Annotated in this window: 23 protein-coding genes and 1 pseudogene; 7 read left to right on the top strand and 17 right to left on the bottom strand. The window is 45.4% G+C overall.

Annotation, left to right across the window (positions count from 1 at the left end; all coding sequences use genetic code 11):
- Positions 1-254: 254 nt before the first annotated feature.
- The 3 genes from H735_RS07260 (at position 255) to H735_RS07250 (ending at position 2,856) form a co-directional block, all read left to right on the top strand.
- Positions 255-1,112 (top strand): DUF2608 domain-containing protein, encoded by an 858-nt coding sequence (locus H735_RS07260; RefSeq protein ID WP_020194029.1) that lies wholly within the window; start codon positions 255-257, stop codon positions 1,110-1,112.
- Positions 1,113-1,537: 425 nt separating this feature from the next.
- Complete coding sequence (locus H735_RS07255) at positions 1,538-1,861, top strand: DUF3302 domain-containing protein (protein WP_020194030.1); 324 nt, start codon at positions 1,538-1,540, stop codon at positions 1,859-1,861.
- The gene (locus H735_RS07250; RefSeq protein WP_020194031.1) at positions 1,861-2,856 is read left to right on the top strand and encodes an HlyD family secretion protein; all 996 of its coding nucleotides are present in this window, start codon (positions 1,861-1,863) and stop codon (positions 2,854-2,856) included. The genes H735_RS07255 and H735_RS07250 overlap by 1 nt, the downstream gene beginning before the upstream one ends.
- A gap of 65 nt (positions 2,857-2,921) precedes the next feature.
- Here H735_RS07250 and H735_RS07245 read toward each other — a convergent pair whose 3' ends face one another.
- The 4 genes from H735_RS07245 to H735_RS07230 form a co-directional block, all read right to left on the bottom strand.
- Entirely contained in the window at positions 2,922-3,827 is a 906-nt protein-coding gene (locus H735_RS07245; RefSeq protein ID WP_020194032.1) for a LysR family transcriptional regulator, read from the bottom strand.
- Between the two features lie 144 nt (positions 3,828-3,971).
- The gene (locus tag H735_RS07240; protein ID WP_020194033.1) at positions 3,972-4,907 is read right to left on the bottom strand and encodes an ADP-ribosylglycohydrolase family protein; all 936 of its coding nucleotides are present in this window, start codon (positions 4,905-4,907) and stop codon (positions 3,972-3,974) included.
- A 186-nt stretch (positions 4,908-5,093) separates the two neighbouring features.
- On the bottom strand, positions 5,094-6,326 hold the full coding sequence (gene manA, locus H735_RS07235; protein WP_020194034.1) for a mannose-6-phosphate isomerase, class I: 1,233 nt from the start codon (positions 6,324-6,326) through the stop codon (positions 5,094-5,096).
- A 77-nt stretch (positions 6,327-6,403) separates the two neighbouring features.
- A complete protein-coding gene (locus H735_RS07230; RefSeq protein WP_020194035.1) occupies positions 6,404-8,311 on the bottom strand; it encodes a PTS fructose transporter subunit IIABC in 1,908 nt (635 codons plus the stop codon).
- A gap of 382 nt (positions 8,312-8,693) precedes the next feature.
- Between H735_RS07230 and H735_RS07225 the strand changes: the two genes are divergently transcribed.
- Positions 8,694-9,536, top strand: a complete 843-nt coding sequence (locus H735_RS07225; protein WP_005451367.1) for a helix-turn-helix transcriptional regulator — start codon at positions 8,694-8,696, stop codon at positions 9,534-9,536.
- A gap of 12 nt (positions 9,537-9,548) precedes the next feature.
- Here H735_RS07225 and H735_RS07220 read toward each other — a convergent pair whose 3' ends face one another.
- Together H735_RS07220 and H735_RS07215 are read right to left on the bottom strand one after the other, a co-directional pair.
- A complete protein-coding gene (locus H735_RS07220; protein WP_017819357.1) occupies positions 9,549-10,325 on the bottom strand; it encodes a PTS sugar transporter subunit IIA in 777 nt (258 codons plus the stop codon).
- 12 nt (positions 10,326-10,337) lie between these two features.
- Positions 10,338-10,637, bottom strand: coding sequence for a PTS fructose transporter subunit IIB (locus H735_RS07215; RefSeq protein WP_005441202.1), 300 nt, complete (start codon positions 10,635-10,637; stop codon positions 10,338-10,340).
- A 233-nt stretch (positions 10,638-10,870) separates the two neighbouring features.
- Between H735_RS07215 and H735_RS07210 the strand changes: the two genes are divergently transcribed.
- Positions 10,871-12,742 (top strand): fructose-specific PTS transporter subunit EIIC, encoded by a 1,872-nt coding sequence (locus H735_RS07210; RefSeq protein ID WP_020194036.1) that lies wholly within the window; start codon positions 10,871-10,873, stop codon positions 12,740-12,742.
- A 62-nt stretch (positions 12,743-12,804) separates the two neighbouring features.
- Here H735_RS07210 and H735_RS07205 read toward each other — a convergent pair.
- Positions 12,805-13,692: pseudogene (locus H735_RS07205) on the bottom strand (LysR family transcriptional regulator).
- Between the two features lie 101 nt (positions 13,693-13,793).
- On the opposite strand from H735_RS07205, the gene H735_RS07200 reads away from it, so the two are divergent.
- On the top strand, positions 13,794-14,162 hold the full coding sequence (locus H735_RS07200) for a DoxX family protein (protein WP_020194039.1): 369 nt from the start codon (positions 13,794-13,796) through the stop codon (positions 14,160-14,162).
- 116 nt (positions 14,163-14,278) lie between these two features.
- Positions 14,279-15,157, top strand: a complete 879-nt coding sequence (locus H735_RS07195) for an NAD(P)-dependent oxidoreductase (protein WP_010452745.1) — start codon at positions 14,279-14,281, stop codon at positions 15,155-15,157.
- A gap of 195 nt (positions 15,158-15,352) precedes the next feature.
- On the opposite strand, the gene katE2 is transcribed toward H735_RS07195, so the two are convergent.
- The 10 genes from katE2 to H735_RS07145 form a co-directional block, all read right to left on the bottom strand.
- Entirely contained in the window at positions 15,353-16,789 is a 1,437-nt protein-coding gene (katE2, locus tag H735_RS07190; protein WP_009704876.1) for a catalase KatE2, read from the bottom strand.
- Between the two features lie 293 nt (positions 16,790-17,082).
- Positions 17,083-17,700, bottom strand: coding sequence for a glutathione S-transferase family protein (locus H735_RS07185; protein ID WP_020194040.1), 618 nt, complete (start codon positions 17,698-17,700; stop codon positions 17,083-17,085).
- A gap of 14 nt (positions 17,701-17,714) precedes the next feature.
- Positions 17,715-18,746 carry an NADP-dependent oxidoreductase gene (locus H735_RS07180; protein ID WP_020194041.1) on the bottom strand — a complete coding sequence of 344 codons (1,032 nt, stop codon included), beginning with the start codon at positions 18,744-18,746 and terminating at the stop codon, positions 17,715-17,717.
- Between the two features lie 102 nt (positions 18,747-18,848).
- Entirely contained in the window at positions 18,849-19,436 is a 588-nt protein-coding gene (locus H735_RS07175) for a TetR/AcrR family transcriptional regulator (protein WP_020194042.1), read from the bottom strand.
- Between the two features lie 50 nt (positions 19,437-19,486).
- The gene (gene yqfB, locus H735_RS07170; RefSeq protein ID WP_005432046.1) at positions 19,487-19,807 is read right to left on the bottom strand and encodes a N(4)-acetylcytidine aminohydrolase; all 321 of its coding nucleotides are present in this window, start codon (positions 19,805-19,807) and stop codon (positions 19,487-19,489) included.
- 98 nt (positions 19,808-19,905) lie between these two features.
- A complete protein-coding gene (locus H735_RS07165) occupies positions 19,906-21,306 on the bottom strand; it encodes a serine hydrolase domain-containing protein (RefSeq protein WP_020194043.1) in 1,401 nt (466 codons plus the stop codon).
- A 99-nt stretch (positions 21,307-21,405) separates the two neighbouring features.
- A complete protein-coding gene (locus tag H735_RS07160; RefSeq protein ID WP_020194044.1) occupies positions 21,406-21,795 on the bottom strand; it encodes a VanZ family protein in 390 nt (129 codons plus the stop codon).
- 2 nt (positions 21,796-21,797) lie between these two features.
- Entirely contained in the window at positions 21,798-23,105 is a 1,308-nt protein-coding gene (locus tag H735_RS07155) for an MATE family efflux transporter (RefSeq protein ID WP_020194045.1), read from the bottom strand.
- A gap of 8 nt (positions 23,106-23,113) precedes the next feature.
- Entirely contained in the window at positions 23,114-24,145 is a 1,032-nt protein-coding gene (locus H735_RS07150) for a glycosyltransferase (protein WP_020194046.1), read from the bottom strand.
- A complete protein-coding gene (locus tag H735_RS07145) occupies positions 24,142-24,975 on the bottom strand; it encodes a putative capsular polysaccharide synthesis family protein (protein WP_005441181.1) in 834 nt (277 codons plus the stop codon). The genes H735_RS07150 and H735_RS07145 overlap by 4 nt, the downstream gene beginning before the upstream one ends.
- Between the last annotated feature and the right edge of the window lie 20 nt (positions 24,976-24,995).

Here is a 24,995-nt window from a genome sequence, read left to right as displayed (position 1 = left end):
TTAAGTGAACGGCATTAGAGATTCGTCTCTGCTCTTTTTTTTTGTTTGTCGCAAGCTGGCGCATTGAAGCACAGAAACTTTGTGGGAGATCCGATGAGCGGAGCTCCAAAATGAAACCTTGCTCCCATTTATGTGATGTACATCAACTATATAGTCGGAACGTAACAACAAGTTACTGTGTTTTTGTTATGTTATAACGTAAATGTTGTTTGACGAACTCGAGCTAGTCAAAACAATCAAACTAAGGAAATACTATGACGCTAAAAAAAGCGGTTCTATTTTGCGCTCTGTCTTTTGCTACCAGTGCAATGGCGGATGTGGTTGTCAAAGATACCAACAGCTTTAACGACGTTGCGGCTAAAGTAAACCAACTCAAACAAGCAGGAAAAAGTCCCCTGATTGTGGTCGATATTGATAACACATTGCTGACTTCAACGTCCGATATCGGTGGTGATATTTGGTACCAATGGCAACGAGGCAAACTCGATGTGAAGCCAAAAGAATCTGACAAAGTAGACTGCCTGTTCCAAGACTCTATTGGCATGTTATACGAACTGGTTCCGATGAAAACCATTGAAAGTGATGTACCTGCCATGCTTCGTGGTTGGCAAGATGAGGGCTTAACGGTTATGGCGTTAACGTCTCGCTCTCCGAACTATCGTTACGCAACCGAACGAGAGTTAATGCGTAACCAATTCGATATGACTCGTACCGCGCTTAAGGAAAAAGGGGCGGAATCTTTGCCGGTTTACATTGATAGCCCTGAGCGTCCGATGAGTTACATCAACGGCGTCATGATGACCACGGGAATGAACAAGGGCACCATGCTTGAGTACATTCTGGATAAAACAGGTCAAAGTTTCAGTGACGTCGTGTTTGTCGATGACAGCAAAAAGAACGTCGTCAACATGGAAAATGCTTACAAAGACGACAAAGCGATTGATATGACGATTTTCCACTACACCAAGGTGGAGCACGACCGCATTGCTGCCAATGGCACGGTGCTAACGCAAGAGCAAGCCAACAAGATGGCAAGTGATTGGAAAGCGTTAAACAAAGTCTTAGACCAGATCGCTCCAGCGCGTATTGGTGACACTTGTTTAGGTCAGTAAACAGATAAAAGTGATTTTAGGTTTGTTGCTTGTGCCGGGTTATTAATACCCGTTTAGAGAGATGGAGGGGTCCAATCGATTTTTTCGGAATATTTACTGGTCTTGCAACCTTATCCAAAGCGATATCAATATTGGTATCGCTTTTTTTCTGCTTGTAGAAAGCTAGATTCAATCCTGTTCTGCTTATTCTGAAACTATTCAGAACTTGAATGGGTATAGAGGTCTAACTTGATGATTTTATGGACAATTAAATATTACTAAACTGTCATTTAAACAGGAATCAATAGTCCTGATGTAAGCCTCATCCTACTATTTCTTCATTGCGACGGAGCGACAAGCTTAAGGAAAGTCATCACTCAGTTACGTTTTAGCAGTGTTTAGTGCGTCTTAAACGTCTAGAACGTCTTAAACTAGGAGCTTCCACAATGAATTTAACCCTGGACTACGCCTCTCTGGCGATCTTATTTGTGGTGCTGTTGATTCTGATTTTTGGATTGATTGCCCTGCACGATATTCCCTACGAAATTGCGAAAAAACGTAACCACCCTCATGCCGATGCGATTCATGTTGCGGGATGGGTGAGCTTGTTTTTCCTCCATGTGATTTGGCCGTTCCTTTGGATCTGGGCAACCATGTACGACGGAGAGAAGAAAAACTGGTTAGGTGCTAAGCCTTCGATATCTCAACAAGATTACGAGCAGCTGTTAGCCCGCATCAATCAACTTGAGCAAGCGAGAGGGGAAGAATAATGGAAACACTCATCATCCTAAGTTACGTAGCGCTGTGCGTTATCGTGTTTCGAGTATTTCGTGTGCCTAAAACCAAGTGGACACTCACCACGGCGTCGGTCATTGACATGTTCATCGTTGGTTGGATTTTTCTCTACATGGCGATGTATCAACCGGTTTCTCGTATGGCGCGTTTGTATAGCGTGACGACGCCAATCACGTCTCAGGTAGAAGGCATGGTTACCCAAGTGTATGTGCAAGGAAACCAGCAAGTGAAAGCGGGTGACCCACTTTATCAAATTGACGACACGCCGTTTAAAGACAAAGTGAACCGTATTCAAGGTGACATCAAACGCACGGAATCAGCGATTGATTTTTACCAATCTGAATTAGTGAGATACAAAAAGCTGGGCAGCAAAGGTTACTCTTCTCAAGAGAAAATTGACAACATTGAGCACCAATTACTGGAACAAAAAGCCAATCAAAGTAAATACCAATCAGAGCTTGAGGTCGCACAGTTTAATCTGAGCAAAAACACCGTTACCGCACCAACGGATGGCTATGTCACGCAAGTGGCGCTGCGTCCGGGTATGAAGAGTCGTATTGTGCCATTTCAAGGCAACCTGACCTTCGTCCATAAAGAAGATAAACAGCTGTTTGCTGCATTTAAACAAGCGCCAGCACGATACGTGAAAGTCGGCTATCCGGCGGAAGTGACCTTCAATACCATTCCCGGTCATGCTTACAAGGCGCATGTGACACAAGTAAATGACATTTTTGCTCAAGGCGCGGTATCACCATCAGGCAATATGAAGTACCCAGAACAAATTCCTGCTGGTGGACGAATCTTAGTGAAAGTGGAATTGGATAATCCAGGCTTAGTCAAAGACATGCCATTGCCATCCGGCACTGATGCACACGTCGCGGTGTACTCACCGAAATGGGAAATGTTCAGTATCGTACGTAAAGTGATTCTGAGAATGCAGAGTTGGCAAAACTGGTTATTCGAAGGCTAATGACATCAAGGGCAAGGCAGTAGGCTTTGCCCTTTTTCTATGGGTGTACTGCTATTGCTCGTCTGTTACTCGATGGATTGAGTGACCGCTTGTTTAATCGCATTCCTTAGCCATTCATGCCCTTTGTCGTTCTTTTGTGATTGGTGCCAAGTCATATAAATAGGCACCTTATTGGCTTCAAAGGGCAAAGGGAAAGCGTTCAATCCGAGCTTGCTTGCCAAGTTGTCAGAGAACCAACGCGAGGTAACGCATATCCAGTCGGTTTGAGACACTAACTGTAGCGCTGTCATGGTCGAGCCGGTGGAGTAAGCCACTTGCCTCGGGGGGAGCGTATCTTCGATGATCAGAGAGTCTAAAGCGTTGGTGTTGAGCCGCTGCGTTCGCCAAGTTACATGAGATTCACGCATAAAGTCGTCGTACGTGAGTGCGACCTGAATACGAGGGTGATCTTGGCTCACTGTCACCATAAGTTCTTGTTCAAACAACAATTCATTGTGATAACCATGATCCGTCAAAGGCACGGTAGCAAGAATCACATCCACGCGCCGGCGTCTTAAATCGTCTTGGCGGTCTTGTTCGTTCAAGTGTTCCACATCCGCTTCAATAGATACCAATGGCGCATGCTGGGATTTGTATTTCGCCAAGGCTGGTACAAGCATTAAATCGATATCTTTATGGCTAGAGATTCGAAAGGTGCGTTGGCTGGTTTCTGGCGTGAATTCTTGACGAGATTTCGAACCGTTGATCAATAGACTTAAAGGCTCTTTGATTTCTGCATGTAGCTCAATCGCAAAATTCGTCGGGACGATGCCTCTGCCTTGACGAACAAAGAGGGGATCTTGGTATTGATCTCTTAACTTGTTGAGTGCGTGACTCACGGCGGGCGCAGTGATGTTTAACGCGGTAGCGGCATCGTTGACGCTTTTTGACTTCATGACCGCATCAAACGTTTTTAACAAGTTAAGGTCCATAGGCTATCTCTTTGATTTGCTTTATCTTCAATGTAGGTGGATAGCGTAAAGATTTCGAGGATTATTTCTGTCAGGCGAGATTCAAATCATCACCAACGAAAAGACCAGAGCTTGGGTTCTGTTCTTTTCGTTGGTTGAAGAGGGTTATAAACATTGCAGTAAACGGCGAGGTAGCGCGGTTTGATCCATCCAATGATTTGGAATCGACATTGGTGTGTCGTAGTAACTTGCCCCAAGAATGGCACCGAGCGGAATAGCTCGTCCACTTGAATCGCCGCCACAGTAAATGTTCTCACGCATGGTAGTTTCGTAGCTTTCTGAGTTCATCAACAAATGACAAATCACCACAAATGAAGCGTCTAAACCGCAATGCATCCCAACCGACTCCGCAACGCTGGTGGCGCTTCTGCCGCTCATCGCATCTGCACGTTGAATATCGTTAGCAATCTTTGGAGAAACCGTCTGAGCTGCCATTACACACGCTTTGGGCGCAGCGCCTTGCAACGCCATCTGAATCATCACTGCGATAGCTTGGGCGTACATAACTGCGGTGTCGTTGTTATTGGTAACCCGCACGGCGGAGTCGACCAGTTTAGCGAGTTTGTCATCATCAGAATGAAAAGCCACCAACGGAGGAAGCTTAGATAGTGCTGGATTTTGCGTGTCGTCAGCCCCACATAAGGTCACACGCAGTTCTTTGGCTTCCAACTCATGAATGTTGAGCAGTGTTTGCTTTGTCGGTTTGTCTGTATAGCCCTGCCATTTACCGCCAAAATCAAACCATTCTCGAAAGGAGCGAATGTAACGCGCCTCGTCGTAGTGTCCGGTTTGAACCAGAGCATCTAACATGGCAACAAGCTGTGCGCCATAGTGGGTGAGGTCACCGACTTGTTTGCTACCGTGGGCAAAATAACCTTTGTCATGGTATTCAGTTCGGTTAGGTTGGTGAAATTCCGGATGCGGAGAACCAAACTGCCTGATGAGTTCTTGATCGTAAAGCCAATGAAATCCGAGAGATGCTGCATCACCGACGAGTGCGCCGATAATGGCATGAAGAGAGCGAGCGTTTCTATGAGTCATCTTGCCACCTTTATCAACAGGGCTACTCAATAAGTCTTACACAGTTTCTTGGTTTTGTAGGGAAATTTTTCTGTTTTGGATCAAGACTATAGTGCTTAATTAACCATTGATTTATTGGGGTTAAAAGCAAAACGCCCCGCGAGTGGCGAGGCGTTGGTTTTAGTGGCGTACTATTAATAATAACGATTAACTGTAAGCGCGTGCGACACGACCTTCACAATCCAAAGTAACCTGTTTTGCGTAAGCCGGAATGAAAACAGATTGTCCTTTTTCAATTACGCATGTTTCGCCGTTTGCGTGAGTTAGCACAAGTTTGGTGTCCAGAGGCATAAGGATCTCAGCGGTTTGAACTTCTAGAGTACGCTGGTGAGCTTGTTTAACGATGGAGAATTTGAAATCGTCCACAGGAATTGGGTATTCCAACATATCGTCGATTTCAGTCGGTGCAAGCAATAGGCTGTCGAATGGCTTCTCATTGAAGCGTGTGCACGCAACGAGCTCTTTCACGTCCATGTATTTTGGTGTCAGACCTGCGCGCAGTACGTTGTCTGAGTTTGCCATGATCTCAAGACCTGTACCTTTTAAGTAAGCGTGTGGCGTTTCTGCATCCAAGAACATAGCATCACCCGGTTGTAGGGTAATGACATTGAGCATCAGTGGTGCAAACAAACCAATATCGCCAGGGTATTGCTTCTCTAGCTCAAGAATAAGGTTGAACAGAGGTAAGTCGGTGATGCGAGCTTGAGCCAATAGCACCGTCAACGCCATCTCTTTCTGTTCGCCCTCTAGTGACAGTAGACCCGAGAAGAAGGTCGCCAAGCCAGTTGGCGTTTGGTTTGCGATAAGGTCATCCACCAAGCCTTGTAGCTCAGGAATCGCCAGTTCAGAGAAGAAGCTGATGATTTCACTTGTTGGGCGGAAGCCATTCATCGCTTGGTATTCGGTTAGCGCGTAAACCAACTCAGGTTTGTGGTTTGGATCTTTGTAGTTACGGTTTGCAGCAGTTAGGGGAATGCCTTGTTTTTCTTCCAGTGCAAAGCCTAGCTCTGCTTGTTGTTTGTTTGGGTGAACCTGAATCGACAGTGCTTTCTCAGCGGCAAGCACTTTAAACAGGTATGGAAGTTCACCAAAACGGTTTGCGACTTCTTTACTCAGAAAGGCATTCATGTCTTGAGCAATCAGTGAAGAGAGTTTGGTCTCCTCACCGTTTACCATCACCAATGAGCAACCGTTTGGATGCGCGCCCATCCATACTTCTGCTTGTGGTTCGCCCGTTGGGTTTTCAATGCCAAACAGTTGGTTAACAGAAGTAGTACTGCCCCAAGCGTAGTTTTGAATCACGTTGTTCATCAGGAAAAACATCGGATGCTTAGCTTGAGTTTGAATCGTTTGTGTATCGGACATCGTTAAATCAGACATAGAGTGTCACCATGAGAGAAAATCATGGCTTGGGCGACATTGCCCAAGCCATAGGAGCCATTTGGGGGTAGGGGCGATTAAGCGGCTGCTTGCATCATTTTTGCTTTGCGAACTTTCTTCAGAGTTACACACGTTACTGCGGTAACCACTGCGCCAGCTGCCATGCAAATCAGAGCAAGTACTGGGTGGTTCATCGCGCCAAGTAGAGCGACAACTGGACCGCCGTGAGCAACACTGTTGGTAATGCCGAATGAGAACGCCATTACTGCCGCTACCATTGAGCCAAGTACGTTTGCAGGAATCACTGACATCGGATCTTGTGCTGCGAATGGAATCGCACCCTCAGAGATGCCAACCAGACCCATAGCGCCTGCAGCTTTGCCCGCTTCGGTTTCTGATTCTTCGAACAGGTCGAACTTACGACCAAGCGCCGTTGCCAGTGCCATGCCTAGAGGTGCAACAGGGATTGCACACGCCATCGCACCCATAAATTGAGTTTGACCGCTCGCAATCATGCCCACAGAGAATAGGAATGCGACCTTGTTGAATGGACCACCCATATCGAAGCCAGCCATACCACCAAGTACGATGCCTAGTAGAACGACGTTACCTGTACTCATGCTTGTTAGTAGCGCAGTCAGACCGTCCATTAGACTTGCGATTGGTGCACCGATAACGAAGATGAAAAGACCAGCGATGAACAACGAACCTGTGATTGGCGCAATCATGATTGGCACTAAAGGTTGAATGAATTTGTGGTAGTTAATCGACGTAATCCACTTCACGAAGTAACCCACAAGCAGACCAGCGATGATGGCACCGATAAAGCCTGTACCAGCGTCTGCGCCGTAGAAAGAACCGTTGTTTGCAATCCAACCACCGATCAAGCCAGGAGCCAGAGCAGGACGGTCAGCAATCGCGTAAGCAATGTAACCAGCAAGGATTGGGATCATCAGCGTAAAGGCAACCACACCTACGTTGAGGATTTGGTTCCACATGCTGCCTTCAGGAATTGCCATGCCCGCTTCACTTGGCTGACCACCGACTGCAAGAGCAAGTGCAATCAACAGACCACCCGTGACAACGAATGGGATCATGTGTGATACGCCGTTCATCAAGTAGCGGTAAAGGTCAGAGCGAGCCTGAGAGGCTTTGTTTGCAACAGACGCTTGTGCATTGCTGCTTGCTTCTGCTTGGTATTCTGGAGCGTTTAACGCTTCGTTAATCAGACCTTGAGCATCGCGGATAGGGGCTTTTACGTTAGTTTTAACCATGCGTTTGCCCGCAAAGCGGTTCATGTCGACTTGCTTGTCACATGCCACGATGATTGCGTCTGCACGCTCGATTTCTTCTTCGGTTGGGCTGTTTTTCACGCCGATTGAACCGTTCGTTTCAACTTTGATTTCGTAACCCATCGCCGCTGCACCTTTCTCTAGCGCTTCTGCCGCTAGGTAAGTGTGCGCAACGCCCGCAGGACAACCAGTAACACCAATGATGAAACCTTGGTTGGCTGGTGCGTCTGTCACTACTTGAGGCTCTTCTTTAGCAAGTAGAAGTGCCAGTGCGTCTTGGCTGTTTGCTGCACCTAAGAACGCATCAATGAAACCATCTTCGATCAGTTTTGAAGACAGCTCTGCAAGTACTTCGATATGGTGGTTATCGCCACCGTCTGGAGAAGCGATCATGAAGAACAGTTTTGAAGGCAAACCGTCTTCTGCGCCGTATTCGATACCTGATTTGCTTACGCCGATCACAACCGCTGGTTCAAGAACCGCGGCACTTTTCGCGTGTGGGATAGCAACGCCATCCTCAAATCCGGTGTTACCTAATTCTTCACGTGCTTTTATATCTGCAAGAAATTGCTCTTGGTCTGAAATACGACCTTGGGCGTGTAGAACTGCAACCAGTTCTTTAAATACGTCTTCTTTTGAAGTCGCTTGAAGATCAAGCTTAATCAAGTCTTCATTTATTAGTTTGGTGATCATTGTCGAACCCCTATAAATATAATTTTTATTTCAGGGGTATTTTGAAATTAACCAAGCGGAGACAGTAGTGAAGAAAAAATGCATTTACTGGACGATTGTAACCGCCCGACTAGAGTGTGATGTAGATCGTCTACTGGATAAACTTACTGCATATCTGTGACATTATGTGGAAGTCGATGAACCATAAATGAAATGTGTTATTGCTCCCATATATAAGGGTTTAAGGGCTTTGCTGATGATTTGCCAGACTGGAAAATTGATGCGTTAACTGGATTTTTGTAACCTTAAAATGGAAGTGTGATTTTGCTCAATAGCACAAAAATCCAGTAGGGTGTATATCTATAGGTATAGCATCATGGATGCGTGTTTAAGAGTACGTAAAATGATTTTTCATGATTTGATTTCATCAGTATTAAACGAGCGAGAACCATTCCACAATATATGGTTTGCTGGTGATTTTCATACACCACCTGAATTTAGCTATCAGGTTAACTTCCCTCGATTAGAATTGGTCTTATCTGGTGAATATATTAATGAAATGGAAAGTCATGATCGCAAAGTGACGCATATCGTGGCGAAAACTGGTGATGCGATATTTATTCCGCCTAACTGTTGGAATAAACCTGACTGGGATACAGACTGCTCGGTATTAAGTATTCTCTTTGGTCGCCGTCAATTGGGTTTGAGTCTCGTGTCCAAACGTAAAGGGGAAGCGAGCTTTTACGATATTCAAAAACACAGTATTCAAACTCGTTCTGGATTTGCCATTGATAATATCTTGGAAGCGCTGAGTTCATTGGCTCGTGAGTGTAATAAGAAGCCAATGGATGAGTTGTTGCTGCAAGCCTTGTTGCAATACGCTAAGTCGATGTTAGATGCACCTATAGAGACGCAGGCGCACAGCCGAGTGCAAGACCTGTATCAGGGCATTTGTATCTACATCCAAGAGAACTTCCATCGCCCAATTACGCGTGACAGCATTGCGTCGAGGTTCAGCATTTCTTCTAACCATTTGTCGCGTTTGTTCCGTCAGCAAGGTCACATGACGTTAGCCGATTACATTACGTGGGTTCGAGTAGATCGCGCAAAGTTTATGCTCAAGAAATACAACTTTAAGTTGAATGAGGTATCGGTGCGCTGTGGATTCAAAGATGTGAACTACTTCTGCCGAGTCTTTAAGAACCGAACGGGCAGAACGCCGACGGAGTATCGCGGTTCAATTTAAAGCAAGTAAAGATTAAGCAAGCAGCCTCGACATGGCGTACATCAGAAGCGCCTGCAAGTCGACGCTGCTTTTTGTTAGCAGTAAACGTTCAGCCATTTGGTCGGTCAGTAGATTACGAGTTAAGTTGGTTGCTGCAATGATGTGCTCGCGTGTGGGTTTCGCTGGCATTACTAATGCTATAGCAAGATGCACCTCACCCATTTTGGATGCCCAATCCATCGGAATCTCGTTAGCGATAACTGCGACAGAAATGTGGTCCACACCTTCGAACATGACATGGGGTAGAGCAATGCCTGGTGTTACTGCGGTTGAGGACCGCTCTTCACGTTTGATAAAGGCGAGAATGAGTTCGTCTGGGTGAATAGGATGAATAAGCTGAGCTAGCCCTTTCAAGCACTCAAACTTGGTGAGCTCAGTGTGCGCTTTGGCGTAATGCCATTTAATTTCACAAGGCGGGCAGATTTGCGGAAGACGCTCAGCAAGTTGGCTTGAGAACTCGTAGTTGATGTGAGAACCCACAACGGTGAAGTTCTCAGCAATCATATCTTTGATAACGAAACAGGCAAGCTCGGCGTCAATACCAATAGCCGTGATTTGACACAAGTCGCCTTGCTGCAAGCCAACTTGTAAAACCGCGATTGACTTAGTGAGTTCAGCGACGCGATTTTGGGTTATGTTGATGATGTGTAACGTGCTTTTGAACTTTTTGGCGACGCGATTGAGGGGCTGTGCGACATGAGCACTGGCATTAATATCGTCGACAAAAAAGGTGATTTGGTATTCGTTCATCAGCACAGCGTATCATCGACAGTGTACAAGAAATACTTTATCGACATTGAGTAACACGTCTTCAATCGGGATTTGGACTTTGTTGGTGCCTTCAAAGCGAGCTGGTTGTTCAATCTCAATATCGGACACAATTAAGACACGATCCGCTTGTGCAATATCGTGGGGAGTGAGCTGATTCTCAATACCCATCGCGCCTTGCGTCTCAACCTTAATTTGTACGTTATGCTTAGGCGCAGCTTTCATTAGTGCATCTGCCGCCATATAAGTATGAGCGATGCCTGTAGGGCACGCTGTCACCGCTACGATCTTCATGTTCTATCCACTTTATTTTTTTGTGGATTTTAGCATAGTGACCGTCGGAAGGATGGATTTAAAGCAGATAATCGCAAGAGCTCTATCACAGTTTAAATCTCATGTTACATTAATCCAGTTAATGCACTTTTTGTCCTGTATTGGAAAGGACGAGTGTTGGTTACTCTGTACACAGTCATAGATGGAACAAATAACTCATGACTCACGAGCGTGAACATTGCAAGGTACAAACAATGGACATATTAAACCTTATTGAACCGGAAACCATTTGCTTGGATTTGCAGGCTCAAACCAAAGATGAAGCGCTCAAAGAGCTCGTCGAATTGTTGGACGCGGCGGGCAAGCTCACTAGCAAAAGTCAGTTCTTGGCGGACATTTGGAAACGAGAAGAGATTGGCAATACCGGCTTTGACGAGGGTATTGCCATTCCTCACGCCAAAAGCAATGCGGTCGCAAAACCCGCAGTTGCAGTGGGCATCAGCCGCAAAGGGATTGATTACGGTGCTGATGACGGCGAACTGTCTGACGTATTTTTCATGCTGGCTTCTCCGGATGGGGATGATCATCACCACATCGAAGTCTTGGCACAAATCTCCACCAAAATCATTGAAGATGGTTTCGTCAATAAGTTAAAAGCGGCGAAATCAGTGGATGAAGCGCACGAACTACTCACTGACATTCAGTCGAACGCAAACGACTCAGGTTTAGATCCTCTGGAATTCGCATCTGAACCCCTTAGCCCTTGGGCACAAAAGCTGAGCAGAATGAAAGAGCACTTGCTGTTCGGCACTTCACATATGATCCCGTTTATTGTCGCGGGCGGTGTATTGCTATCTCTCTCTGTGATGATCTCAGGTCATGGTGGGGTTCCGAAAGAAGGCATTCTGGCTGATATCGCCAAAATGGGTATTGCTGGTCTGACACTATTTACCGCGGTATTAGGTGGTTACATTGCCTATTCGATCGCTGATAAGCCTGGTCTTGCTCCGGGAATGATTGGATCTTGGATTGCGGTTAGTCATTACAACACTGGCTTCTTGGGCGCGATTGTCGTCGGATTTTTCGCCGGCTTTGTGGTTTGGCTACTGAAGAAGATTCAATTGCCGGACAGCATGAGTTCGCTCGGCTCCATCTTTATCTACCCACTGGTTGGTACGTTTGTCACCTGTGGCGCTGTGATGTGGGTGATCGGCTCACCGATCGCCAGCGCAATGACAACCATGAACGATGTGCTCACGGGTATGGCGGGCTCAGGCAAAGTGATGTTGGGCACCGTGCTGGGTGCAATGACCGCGTTTGATATGGGCGGTCCTATCAACAAAGTGGCGACTTTGTTTGCTCAGACTCAAGTGAATACTCAGCCGTGGTTAATGGGTGGCGTCGGTATCGCGATTTGTACCCCGCCTCTGGGCATGGCGTTAGCGACCTTCTTGTCGCCAAGTAAGTTTAAACGTGATGAGCGTGAGGCCGGTAAAGCCGCGGGCATCATGGGCATGATTGGCATCAGTGAAGGGGCGATTCCGTTTGCTGCCGGTGACCCAGCTCGCGTACTGCCTGCGATTGTTGCTGGTGGTATTGTCGGTAACGTGATTGGTTTTATGTTCCATGTCATTAACCACGCTCCGTGGGGCGGCTGGATTGTACTGCCTGTTGTGGATGGCAAGATTGGCTACATAGTTGGCACAATCGCAGGCTCGTTTACCACAGCACTGATTGTTATTGCGCTTAAGAAGACGGTCACAGAAGACGACAGTCCGGTTGGTCAATCTCAAGCTTATACGTCTGTGCAAGGTGAGGGTGAGGCAGATATTCTTGCCGTGACATCTTGTCCATCAGGTGTGGCACATACCTTCTTAGCAGCGAAGTCATTAGAGAAAGCCGCCTGTGCGTTAGGCATTAAGATCAAGGTCGAAACGCAAGGTGCGAACGGCATCATTAACCGAATCACTGACAAAGATATCGCCAAGGCGAGGTTTGTTATCTTCGCTCACGATGTCGCCATCAAAGAGCCGGAGCGATTCAGAAAAATGAAGGTGCTGGATGTCAGCACTAAAGACGCGATGCTCAATGCGGCAGCACTGTTGCAGGCGAAAAGAATCCCTTAAGTATGTAGCCCCTAACTAAGGCTATCTGCTAGTTAGCTCCATCATTTTTGATGGAGCTTTTTTTATCCCTGAGAAAAGTGTTTAACCAAGAAATCAATGAAAGTGCGAATGCGCTGGGGTTGGTACTCACTATCTTTGTAAACCAAGTACATTGGTAGCTTAACTGATTGATATTGTGTTAGTACTTGAATCAGTTCACCGTTGTTAAGCTCTTGTTCTACCATCCATTTTGGCATTGCAGCGATGCCTTGCCCAAGCTTTGCCATTTGCACCAACATCTCAGGACTATCACTTCGAACCTGCTCTTTCACTTTGACTTTAATGGTTTCATTTCCATCGCTGAAACGCCACAAGTTAGACGGATTGGAGAGTGAGTAGGTTAAGCAAAGATGTTTGCTCAAATCGTTAGCGGTATGAATAGGTTTGTGCTTGTCGAGGTAACTGGGAGACGCGAAGTAAACCAATTCGTTATCCATCAACCAACGCGCTTTTAAACCCGAGTCTTTTAGGTAGGCGGCACGAATCGCGATATCAACATTGCCTTCAACTAAATCGACAAACTTGTCCGAAACCGACACATCAACGCTAAGCTCTGGATGTTGGTTGAGAAATTCATTCAGTGGCGAAGACAACAAGCGAACGCTAAATGCACTCGGCACTGAAAGCTTGAGCTCGCCAGAGACCGACGCTTGCTATTGTCTAAGCTGCGACTCGAAGGAATCCATTTGTTCTGTGAGTGTCTGCGCCAGCTCGAGATATTGCTTTCCACCAGAAGTTAAGCTGATAGCGCGAGCATGACGATGAAACAAGGTGATGCCGACTTCACTCTCAAGCCAAGCGATCTTTTTGCTCACCGCACTCTGAGTGGTATTGAGTTCGTTAGCCGCGACAGTAAATGAACCTAACTGAGCGACACGAGAAAAGACTTTCAAACAATCAAATTTATCCATGACGCATTCCTGTTTGGAATGATAAGTAGCTAAATACTACTCTCCTTAAGTTTTAAGTGGAATGCTTTAATACTTCCATCATCTGTTCGGGAGTTAAAATTATGGTGTTTATTCAAGGGTTGTTAATCGCGTTTTTCTTGTTTGCCAGTTCGATCAAAATCATCGGTTGGGTGAAGCCGATTTTTGAGCCACAGCTCGCTTTCTTTCATAAATATGGACTGAACCGTGCCGCTATGTTTCTGGTTGGACTGGTCGAGGTAACGGGTGCAATTTTGATGTTAATTGGCTTGTTATCGACGAACAACTTGTTAAGTGCGATAGGTGCAAGTTTTATTGTTTTCACCTCAGTTGGTGCGATGTTTTTCCATTTTCGTTTTGATACTTGGAAAGATGCGATTCCGTCTATTGTGACGCTTTTATTATCACTTTTGGTGGCTTCACCTTTGATTGAGTTTGTTGCGCTTATTTAAGACGAAAGTATTGCAAGTAATGTTCTGAAATCTTTAGTAACATGTTTCAAATATTAACTGTTTCAAATAGTAATAGTTTCAAAACGTCACTTATTTCGAATTCAAGGAGGCTTGCAATGGAAAAACTAAGAGTAGCATTTATTGGTCTGGGTGTGATGGGATACCCAATGGCTGGTTACCTAAGCAAAGCGGGCTTTGAAACCAAAGTATACAACCGCACAAAAGCGAAAGCCGACAAATGGGCTGAAGAATACCAAGGCGTAGCTTGTGAAACACCACGTGAAGCAGCAGAAGGCTGTGACATCGTTTTTACCTGTGTGGGTAATGATGATGACGTTCGTAGCGTTGTTTACGGTGAAGAAGGCATTCTGGTCGGCTTGAAAGCGGATGCAGTGTTAGTGGACCATACAACGACTTCTGCAGACCTAGCGGTTGAGCTGGCTGAAGCGTGTGTTAAGTACGGCAATCACTTCATTGATGCGCCAGTTTCTGGTGGTCAAGCGGGTGCAGAAAATGGTGTACTAACCATCATGTGTGGTGGTGAACAAAGCATTTTTGACCGTGTATCTCCAGCGATGGATGTGTACGCGAAGCAGATGACGCTACTGGGTGAAAACGGTCAGGGCCAACGTTGTAAGATGGTAAACCAAATCTGTATTGGTGGTGTTTTACAAGGTCTGAGTGAAGCTTTGCTACTGGCTCAAAAATCAGGCTTGGACATCGCTCAAGTTGTAGAAACGTTGAAGCATGGCGCTGCAGGTTCATGGCAGATGGAAAACCGCGCAAATACGATGGCGGAAGATAAGTTCGATTTTGGCTTCGCTATCGATTGGATGCGCAAAGATTTGGGTTTCTGTCTGCAAGAAGCAGAGCGAGTGGGTCTAGAACTTCCACTGACTAAGAAAGTGGACGAGCAATACGCAGACCTTCAACGAGATGGTTTAGGTCGCATGGATACATCAGTACTGATCAAAGCGGTAGCTAAAAATCAGTAGTTGATGAATCAGTAATAGATAAACAGTTCTTTGGTATCAAAGAGCTTAAAGAAATCTAAGTTAATCATAATGAATCTCCTTGAGCATGGTCTGTGACTAGTGATTAAGGATTCGTGATTTGAAATCAGGAGGTGCTGTAGAGCACCTCCTTTTTTATGTCTTTTAATCACACAGTGTGATGATTACAGCGTTCGCTTACTTGTTTAAGCCTAGTGCAATCTCAAGACCTTTGCCGTACGCTTCGTCCGCTTGGTATGCGTGTTGAACGTGGCGTTGTTGGATGAACTCTGGCACACCATCCATTGCGCGAGCTGTGTTGTCGAACAGAGTTTGACGTTGCTCTTCGCTCATCAGACGGAATAGGTCACCCGCTTGGCTGAAGTAGTCTTCGTCTACACGGTGATCGTAGTGATCAGCGTTGCCATTGATGCGTAGAGGTGGCTCAGAGTAATCTGGTTGCTCTGCCCATTCTTGTTTGTAGTTTGGCTCGTAACCTAGTGTTGAACCAAAGTTGCCATCAACGCGCATTGCGCCATCGCGGTGGTAGCTGTGAACAGGGCAACGAGGTGCGTTCACTGGGATTTGATGGTGGTTCACACCCAGACGGTAACGTTGAGCATCGCCGTAAGCGAACAGACGACCTTGTAGCATCTTATCTGGAGAGAAGCCAATACCAGGTACTACTGCAGCTGGGTTGAACGCTGATTGCTCAACTTCTGCGTAGAAGTTTTCTGGGTTACGGTTCAGTTCAAACTCACCAACTGGGATCAGTGGGTAGTCTTTTTGAGACCATACACGTGTTAGGTCGAATGGGTTGAAGTTGACTTCATCCGCTTCTAGCTCAGGCATGATCTGTACGTACATCTTCCATTTAGGGAAGTCTTGACGCTCAATCGCTTCGTAAAGGTCACGGTGATGGCTTTCGCGGTCTTTACCTACGATCGCTTCTGCTTCTTGGTCTGTCAGGTTCTTGATGCCTTGTTGAGTTTTGAAGTGGAATTTCACCCAGTAACGCTCGTTTTCTGCGTTGATGAAGCTGAATGTGTGGCTACCAAAACCATGCATATGACGGTAAGACGCTGGGATACCACGGTCACTCATTACGATAGTCACTTGGTGGAATGCTTCTGGTAGTGATGTCCAGAAATCCCAGTTGTTGGTAGAGCTACGCATGTTAGTGCGAGGGTCGCGTTTTACTGCGTGGTTTAGGTCTGGGAATTTTAGTGGGTCACGTAGGAAGAATACTGGTGTGTTGTTACCAACCAAGTCCCAGTTACCTTCTTCAGTGTAGAATTTTAGTGCGAAACCACGGATGTCGCGTTCTGCGTCTGCTGCACCGCGCTCACCAGCTACAGTAGTGAAGCGAGCGAATAGTTCTGTTTTTTTGCCGATGTCAGAGAAGATTTTAGCGCGAGTGTATTTTGTGATGTCGTGCGTTACTGTGAACGTACCGTAAGCACCAGAACCTTTTGCGTGCATACGACGCTCAGGGATCACTTCGCGGTCAAAGTGTGCCAATTTTTCAAGGAACCAAACGTCTTGTAATAGTTGAGGGCCACGAGGACCTGCAGTCATAACGTTTTGGTTATGTGCGACAGGGCAACCTGCTGCTGTAGTCAATTTCTTGCTCATTTGAATTTCCTTGCAATAGTGATAATAAATCTTGTCTTTTGGATGAATCCGAAAGTTATGCGAGGAGAATAACGCTGCAATTGAGAAGAAAAAAACTGTTATTAGCAATCAGTGTGATAGGTATCACCTATGCTTTAAGTGGTTGTTAATTAATGGTTTTGTGTCAATTAGCATTATTTGTCGTGTGGATTATAAATGGTATTCAGGCATGCTTGGTGTGAATGATTTCTGTCTGTTTCAAAGATTCCCGAAATAGACAGAAATTCTCAACGGTTGAGAAGGTCTCAACTCGATTAACCGAATTTCACTTCAAGTTCTTCTGCTTTAGTAAACGCAGGATGAGTCGCGAGCTGTGCACCATAACGTTGGATGTTTGGGAAGCGCTCAATGACGCCAAACTTGTTTAGGACATCGACGACAAAAGACATCATGAAATCCGCGCCTGTTAGTCGCTCTTCTACAAAGTAGGTTTTCCCTTCTAGGCTTTGATCAACGTAGCCCATGACTTTCATGGTTTCCGCATCGGCGTAATCCGCAAGGAAATTGGTCTGTGCGCCATCTTTAGCAACAAACATCTTGAGCAGCAGGGGAACCATGGCTGAGCTCTCTGCAAAATGCAGCCATTGAATGTATTGCGTGTAAGCTTTGCTGCCACGCTCTGGTGCAAAACGTCCATCTGCATACTTTTCAATTAAGTATTCAGTGATAGCACCAGACTCTGTAACGATCTCGTCGCCATCTTCCAATACAGGTGACTTGCCGAGTGGGTGAATGCTCTTGAGCTCAGGTGGCGCAAGGAAGGTGACGCTGTCACGAAGGTAAGGCACGATCTCATAATCCACCCCCAACTCTTCTAACAACCAAATGATGCGTTTTGAGCGAGACTGGTTTAAATGATGCAGTTTAATCATAGAAGAATCCTTTCTTATACAGGTTGATTGGTTTGAATAACAAGCTTGCCGAAGTTTTTGCCTTCCAGTAGACCGATGAATGCCTCTGGCGCGTTTTCTAAACCTTCTACTAGATGTTCGCGATAGTGGATTTCGCCTTCTGCTAGCCATTGGCTTACATCTTTGACGAAGTTTGTGTAGCTTTGCTCGTAGTGGTCAAAAATGATGAAGCCTTGCATCTTGATGCGCTTAACCAGAATGTTACCCATCAACATCGACATACGATCTGGACCTTCTGGTAATGCTGTCGTGTTGTATTGAGAAATCAAACCACAAAGTGGCACGCGGGCGCCGACATTTAGCAGAGGTAATACCGCGTCAAAGACTTTACCGCCTACGTTTTCAAAGTAGACATCGATACCTTTGTCGCATGTTGCTGCTAGCTGCTCTGCAAAGTCATCTGCGGTGTGATCAAGACATTCATCAAAGCCTAGGGTCTCTTTTGCGTACTGACACTTCTCTGAGCCGCCAGCGACACCGATTACACGACAACCTTTTAGCTTACCAATTTGACCAACCATAGAACCAACCGCACCGGTTGCAGCTGCGACAACTAGGGTATCGCCAGCTTTAGGCTGACCAATTTCCAATAAACCCACATAAGCGGTAAAACCAGGCATACCAAGCACACCGAGGGCATAAGATGGATGCGTCGGCTCGCTGCCTAATTTAAACAGACCTTCGCCGTTAGATAGCGCGTAATCTTGCCAGCCTGTGTAAGCTACCACCCATTCGCCAGTTTGGAAGTCAGAGTTCTTCGATTCCACCACCTGACAAACGGTTCCGCCAACCATCACATCGTTTAGCTCTACCGGATCAGCGTAGGATTTGCCTTCATTCATACGGCCGCGCATATATGGGTCAAGAGAGAGATACACGCTACGTAAAAGCACTTCACCCTCACTCGGAGTAGGGATGGCAGTTTGTTCTAAACGGAAGTTCTCTGGGACAGGCGAGCCTTTTGGACGGTTAGCCAATACGATTTGACGGTTGAGCGTTTGGGTCATGGTAAGTTCCTATATTAATTATTAGACCAGTCGTCTAGTTTTGATTCCTAAAAAATCCGCCGTACTTTTTGGGTAAAGATAAGGCGGATTAAGTGTGGTTCGTTATTTGCCTTTTAGCATACTTTGAGTGCCCTCAAAGCTACGCATTAAACCGGAACGATCCTGATACAGTTTGTTGAGTAAGCTTGCGCCAATCCATTGATGGTAAATCAAGTGGGCGGTTTGTTCTGCTGACTCGACTTGGATAGAGCTGTCTTCAATGCCCGCTTTGACACAATCTTCGATGGCTTTCACTACTTGAGTGGCACCCGAAGCCAGTTTTACGCGCATTGCTTCTGAAAGATCAGAGACTTCAGCACTCAACTTCACGACCAAGCATTTGTTGGCGTTACATTGGCCATTTTCAATCGCCATCCAGCGCTCAAAATAGCTCAAAAGGCGGTCGCAACCAGAGCCTTCACTTTCAGTAAAGTGGGCTGTGATCATCTCAAGGTAGCGAGAGAAGTAATCTTCAATCAATGCCTCACCAAATTGCTCTTTCGACTTAAAGTAATGGTAGAAAGAGCCTTTCGGCACATCCGCTGCCTTTAAAAGTTCTGAGAGCCCAACGCTCGTAAAACCTTTGGTCACTACCAATTGGTAGCCGACATCGAGAATGTGTTGGCGTGTATCGTTCGTTTTTGCGTTCATGAGCAATACTATAAAAGCGATTAGACCAGTCGTCTAGTAAATTATGGTTCTTACTTGATCAGTTCGTATTCAATCACATACAGTTCATCGATATTCGGATAGATCTCGCGAATAAGCTCTTTCAGTTTTGGCAGTTCAATCGCTTCTTGTTCTGCGTGGAACTCGTTGATGTCATCAAACTTCAGTGGAGCCACTGATAGGATTTTGATGTCGCACACCTTACGGTCTGTTTCTAGGGTGAACACTTCCACTTCAGTGTTTGGCACGTAGTGGCTCTCTGATTCATCACGAATCGTGATCGTCTTTTTACCCGCAGTGATAAGTGGTGTTAGGAATTCAAAGAAGGTGATTTTAGTTGGATGTGAAGACATAACCAATGCTCATATTAATGTAATAGAGCGAGAGTATATCTCGCCCTCTAAGAAAAATATCCAAAAAAGTGCTAACCGAGGAAACCTGCACTGAGTCGCTATTTCGAGGAGCGTAGTCGGTAGTAGGTCTCAGTATGATTGCCACTTTTCGCTTTAACGTTATTGGTCTTTCCCTGTTCATTTTTGACAGGGCTGAAGGTTAAAATGATGCCGAAAGCTTTGTTCTCGAACTCGTTTTCCGTCATTGGAATGAAAGTAAATGAGGGTTGACCTACCATCTGAGCTTTTAATGCTCCATCATCAATGAACACCTCTACTACCTTTTTGCCATCCAAGGCTTTATATGTTCCCGTGAAGGCCTTAAGTTGCCCTTCATTCATTGTCATGTTTGGGCGGTCATAATCTGGCAATTCAACCTTCTCATCAAAGTACAAACCGACAATGTTTCTCACAATGTCGTCATAGGTTTCATGAAGTCCGTTGATTGAGATGACTATCGCAACATCTTGTTTGGGGAAGTACAGCATTGACGAGCGATAACCTTCCAAGATGCCATCGTGTCCATAGCGTTCCAGTTGCGAGTATTCAGGGCTGTAAATACCAAAATACTCCTTCGACATCATTTGCACTGTTTCTTTCGGGAGCAACTCACCTTGGAACATTGCCCGAATAAACCGAGAAACGTCGAGTGTTGTTGACGTAATGCTCGCCGCTGCACCTGTTACGGTTGGCGACCAGTGTGGTGTGATTGCCACCCATGCGTTGTTCCAGTAATAGAACGACGCAATGTGAACATCGCACGCCTTGAGATCAAGACAATACTGAGTGTGCGTTAAGTTCAATGGTTGCGTGATTTGAGCGCGGAGTACCTCGTCAAAGCTCTTTCCCGTCACTTTTTCAATGATATAGCCTAGCAAAAGGTAATTTGCGTTTGAGTATTCATATTGACTACCTGGCGGAAAGTTAGAGGGCAGCGCTGCCAATCTCGCCATCATTTGTGCTTGCGTTTGAGGCTTTGTGTAGTAACTCAGAAAGTCGGGTTCATCAATAAAGTTCACCAACCCAGAGCGGTGTTGGAGCAAATCTCTGATGCTGATGTGCTCAGCGTTGCTAATCTCAGGAAAGAAGTCGTTCAGTTTGGTGTCTAAACTAAGCTTATTTGCTTCAATTAGCTGCATCACCATGGTAGCCGTCATGGTTTTGGAAATAGATGCTACTTTGTATGGGCTTGAGCTGTCTGCAGGAACATAACCACGGCTGGCTAATAAACCAACTTTACGGTTTGAGTAACCAGTTTGTTTGTCCAACACCACGTTACCTTTATCCAAAATAGTGAAGCTGCCCATGGCTTTGTTGTATGTGAAGAGATCGTCGATATAACTGTTGATGACGGTGAGTTTGTCTTCCTGTGCTTGTACTTGTGTTAGGCACGAGAGCGTAGCAAATAAGGCAATAGCGGATTTGAATGCAATTCGAGAAAGTGTTCTTTTTAAAATCAAGGCGCTGTACAGAGTGGAGAAAGGATAGAGAGAGTATAACGCCTGTGGAGGACAGGCGTGTAGTTTGTCGATTTAGAGTGGTGTGTACGCCGGAAAAAATCACTGATTAGCAAAGAGTTTTATAAGTTTGGCACAGAAATAGCCCAAAATGATACCTATCCAGTTGGTGCTTAAGTCATCAAAACTGAATGAGCGAGTTTCGATAAACAGCTGACTAAACTCTTCAAGAGAAACAATACACAGCAGAATAATCAGCAGGCGAATGCCAAACATATCTGCTTTTGTTGCCCTCACCCATTTCGGGAAATTAAACACCGCAAGAAACCCTATCAATAGGCTAAAGGTGAAGTGTAACGTGCTCGAACCACCGACGTAGTTCTCCATGCTTTGATACATGTTATGGTCGATGTCTGAGCTCTTCCAAAGTGATAGAGACACGGTCAGTAGCAATACGCCAATAAAACTCACTCTTGCAATCGTATTTGTCATGTTTACCCCACAGGAAAGAAGCCTAAGTAACGTTTCACAAAATACAGCGCGGCTAGATTTTGAATCGCTAAGCCAATCGCAATGGCCCAAGCTGCACCCAGAACGCCATAGAATTGAGATAGAGCAATCAGCAGCAAGATAGAAACAACGCCAGACACGATAGTGATGTATTTCATTGTTTTTTCGTGCCCGCTCATGAGTAATAGGAAACCAACCGAGCCTGTTGCCACGTTGATTAATTGCCCTAAAGACAGGGCGATAAGGAGTGGGGCAGCAGCAACAAACTCTTTGCCAAATAACTGCATCACAAACTCGGGGAACAACACACAAACAATCACCGGAATGGTTGCGGCTGCGATATTCGCACGGCATGCAAGACGGCTCAGATTACGTAATCGATCCATCTTGCCCTCTTTGTAGAGTGAGGCAAACATAGGCGCGACAACGAAGTTGATGGTGATGAGGACAAAACCAATGAGCAATGATGTCCTCTGTGCTGCGGCAAGTAAGCCAAGCTCAGATGTTGAGATGAAGAATCCTGCAATGACTAAGCTTCCCCACTGGACCAAATTGGTGAAGATACTGCCAATCCAGACTTGTTTGGCTGAATAGGAGAGTTCGCTGTTTGCACTCGTTTTTCCATGCTGGTATTCGCCAGAACGAACCCATTGAAGCGTCGACTGTAACGCAACAATCGCTGCCGCAATTAATAGCAACGTCATCAGTGTATCTGTGGTGATCAACAATGATGGCCTTGCAGCAACAATCAACAGCACCATAAGAAAGCTGACGCCCAATTGCAGTGCGATAAGAGATGAAATCATTCTCTTGCTTGCTTGTAGCACTCGACTGTTGGTTTGACCGATCACGAGAAGAGGGATAGCCGCAAGCGCGAAGATAAGGGAGAAATCAGATACGTTAGTGGTGTTGAGTTGGCTTGGGAAGGTGATAAACGCCAAGTAAATAAGAGCACATGCGAGAAAGCTGAACAAAAGGCTGCGCACTAAAGCAATCCGATAATTGTTACTTTGCTCGATCCTGTTTTGGCTTTTAAACGCGATGGCATTGAACTTAACCAGAGAAATATTGAAGCCCAATTGAGCAATAATGGCGACTAAGGAAACAAGGTTAAACAGATAAAAGAACTGACCCGCGGTGTTGGCGTCAGAGTATCTCGATACTACTAGAGTGAGTAAGAAAGCGAAGAAAGCGGCGAGGGCTTTTACTATCCCGGTCGCGGCACCGAGTGAGAAGAACTGCTTCTTTTCACTCGGTAAGTTTTGGAGCTTTTGACTAATGGATTGAAGCATAGAAAACCTTAGTTATAGATGCTGTTTAACGCTAAACGTTGTTTCTCTTCACTGAACGTTTCGTTGAGCCCAATCGTGTATGGATGAAAGTCAATTTCATGGTAATGGTTGATGCAATGAGTCAACTGCTTCGCCATGTCATGAGGACTTTGTGCTAAGAAGGGATAATTCAGGTCTTTCGTTGCGCCGATAGAACGAATAACCATAGGTAAATGCATTTTTGCTGCTTCAAGGATGGTGAGTGGCATTCCTTCCCAAGCGGCGGTATGCAAATACAAATCTGAGTTTTTCAGTAAGCTCACGACTTCATTACGTGGAATCATCCCTGTTACTGTTATCCCATGACTACGCAACTGATCTTCGAGTTCTGTATCACCTCCGCCAATCCAAGTGATATCGAACTCGCGTGTTAGGTCGGATTGTTTGATATGACTTAACGTGTCGAGCAGGAATTGCGGATCTTTTTGCGGCGCTACTCGACCAAGTACCACAAGTTTTAAGCTGGATAGCGTTTCGCTTTTTGGTCGTACGTTACTCTCATAAGTGACGTAGTTATTGAGCAACTCTGCTCGTTTTGCACCAATGCTGACAGCCAAATCGCACTCACGCTGACTGCAACCTGCAACAACATCAATCTTGTTCATTTGGACTTTTTCTAACGTCTTATATACGTGACGAGCAAAACCGGAGATATCTTCACGCTCAAACGCATAACAATGCGGTGTGTAGATTAAACGGGCATGGCCGATCTTTAAAAAGCGTCCTAAGAAGCCCGCTTTACTTGAATGCAAATGAACAATATCTGGCTTCAATTCACTGATAAATGCATTCGCATCTTTCATAAATTGCAATAAGCCACCTTCGACCCATTTCGTATGTTGGAAGACATGATTACTGGATTCGTTCGTCATATCATTTGAGCGTGCACGGGCGAGCAATGAGTGCTCGAAAGGTTCAGAACGTGACGAATGGACGTAGCTATAAAGTGCCGTTTGAACCCCGCCACCAAAGGCTTCGGTAATGTGTAATACTTTTTTCATGCTGACTTTGTCCCTGGTGTTTGCTTCCACTTATTTTTGAAAGCTTCACGCTCTTGTTCTGAGTAAACATGGCGATAAAGAGGGAGGTCATACATGTAAAAAAGCTTGGAAAAGTCGTAGTGTTCTTTGAAGTACTGGTGGATGTTGGAATACCACTTATTCTTTGCCTCATTACTGTTTTTAAGAATGAAGTCATCAAGTTGAAGAAACTCACCAATCTCTTGATCGAGTGAGCTCAGTTGCTCACATTTGATCAGGATAACGCTCGCTTGATCGTTGTTAAACGTATAGAAAGGTTGTGTGTTATCCAGTTCTTGGCGTAACACATCAATGTTGAAGTTGCGCTTAAGTTCGTTATCAAACCAGTTAGCGAAGTAATTCAGGTTGATGTAGTTATCGAAGCAATGCTCCAAGTGTTTGTAGGTCACATCCATATCGCGATGAATCGCGTCATTTTTCTTACCTTCAATGAACTGAAGATGTAAGTCTTGGAAAAATCGAGAGAAAACGGTCGCGATAGGATCACGAACGAGTGTAACGATTTTAATGTGTTCGCGTTTTTGTAAGATGCGTTTACGTTTGTTTAAGACTAAGCGATACATGGTGCGATTTTTAAAATCAAAGAACTTACTTACATCCTTTTTGTTGTGATACATGTGAAATTCTTCATGATCATCAAAGGTATGGATGTGGTAACTCGGTATTTTTCTTTCACCTAACGTGTGCTCAATAGACGAAGAGCCGACTTTGCCCATTTGATAAACCAATACGAAATTGTCGGCTTGAAGTTCTCGGTTTTTTTCAAATTGTCGAGAGATTGAATATTTCATTTATCCTATCCTTGATAACT

Source organism: Vibrio owensii CAIM 1854 = LMG 25443 (assembly GCF_000817815.1).
GTDB classification, from domain to species: Bacteria; Pseudomonadota; Gammaproteobacteria; order Enterobacterales; family Vibrionaceae; genus Vibrio; species Vibrio owensii.
The sequence above is the reverse complement of the archived record's forward strand: the minus strand, read 5'-3'. Positions and strand labels throughout refer to the sequence as shown.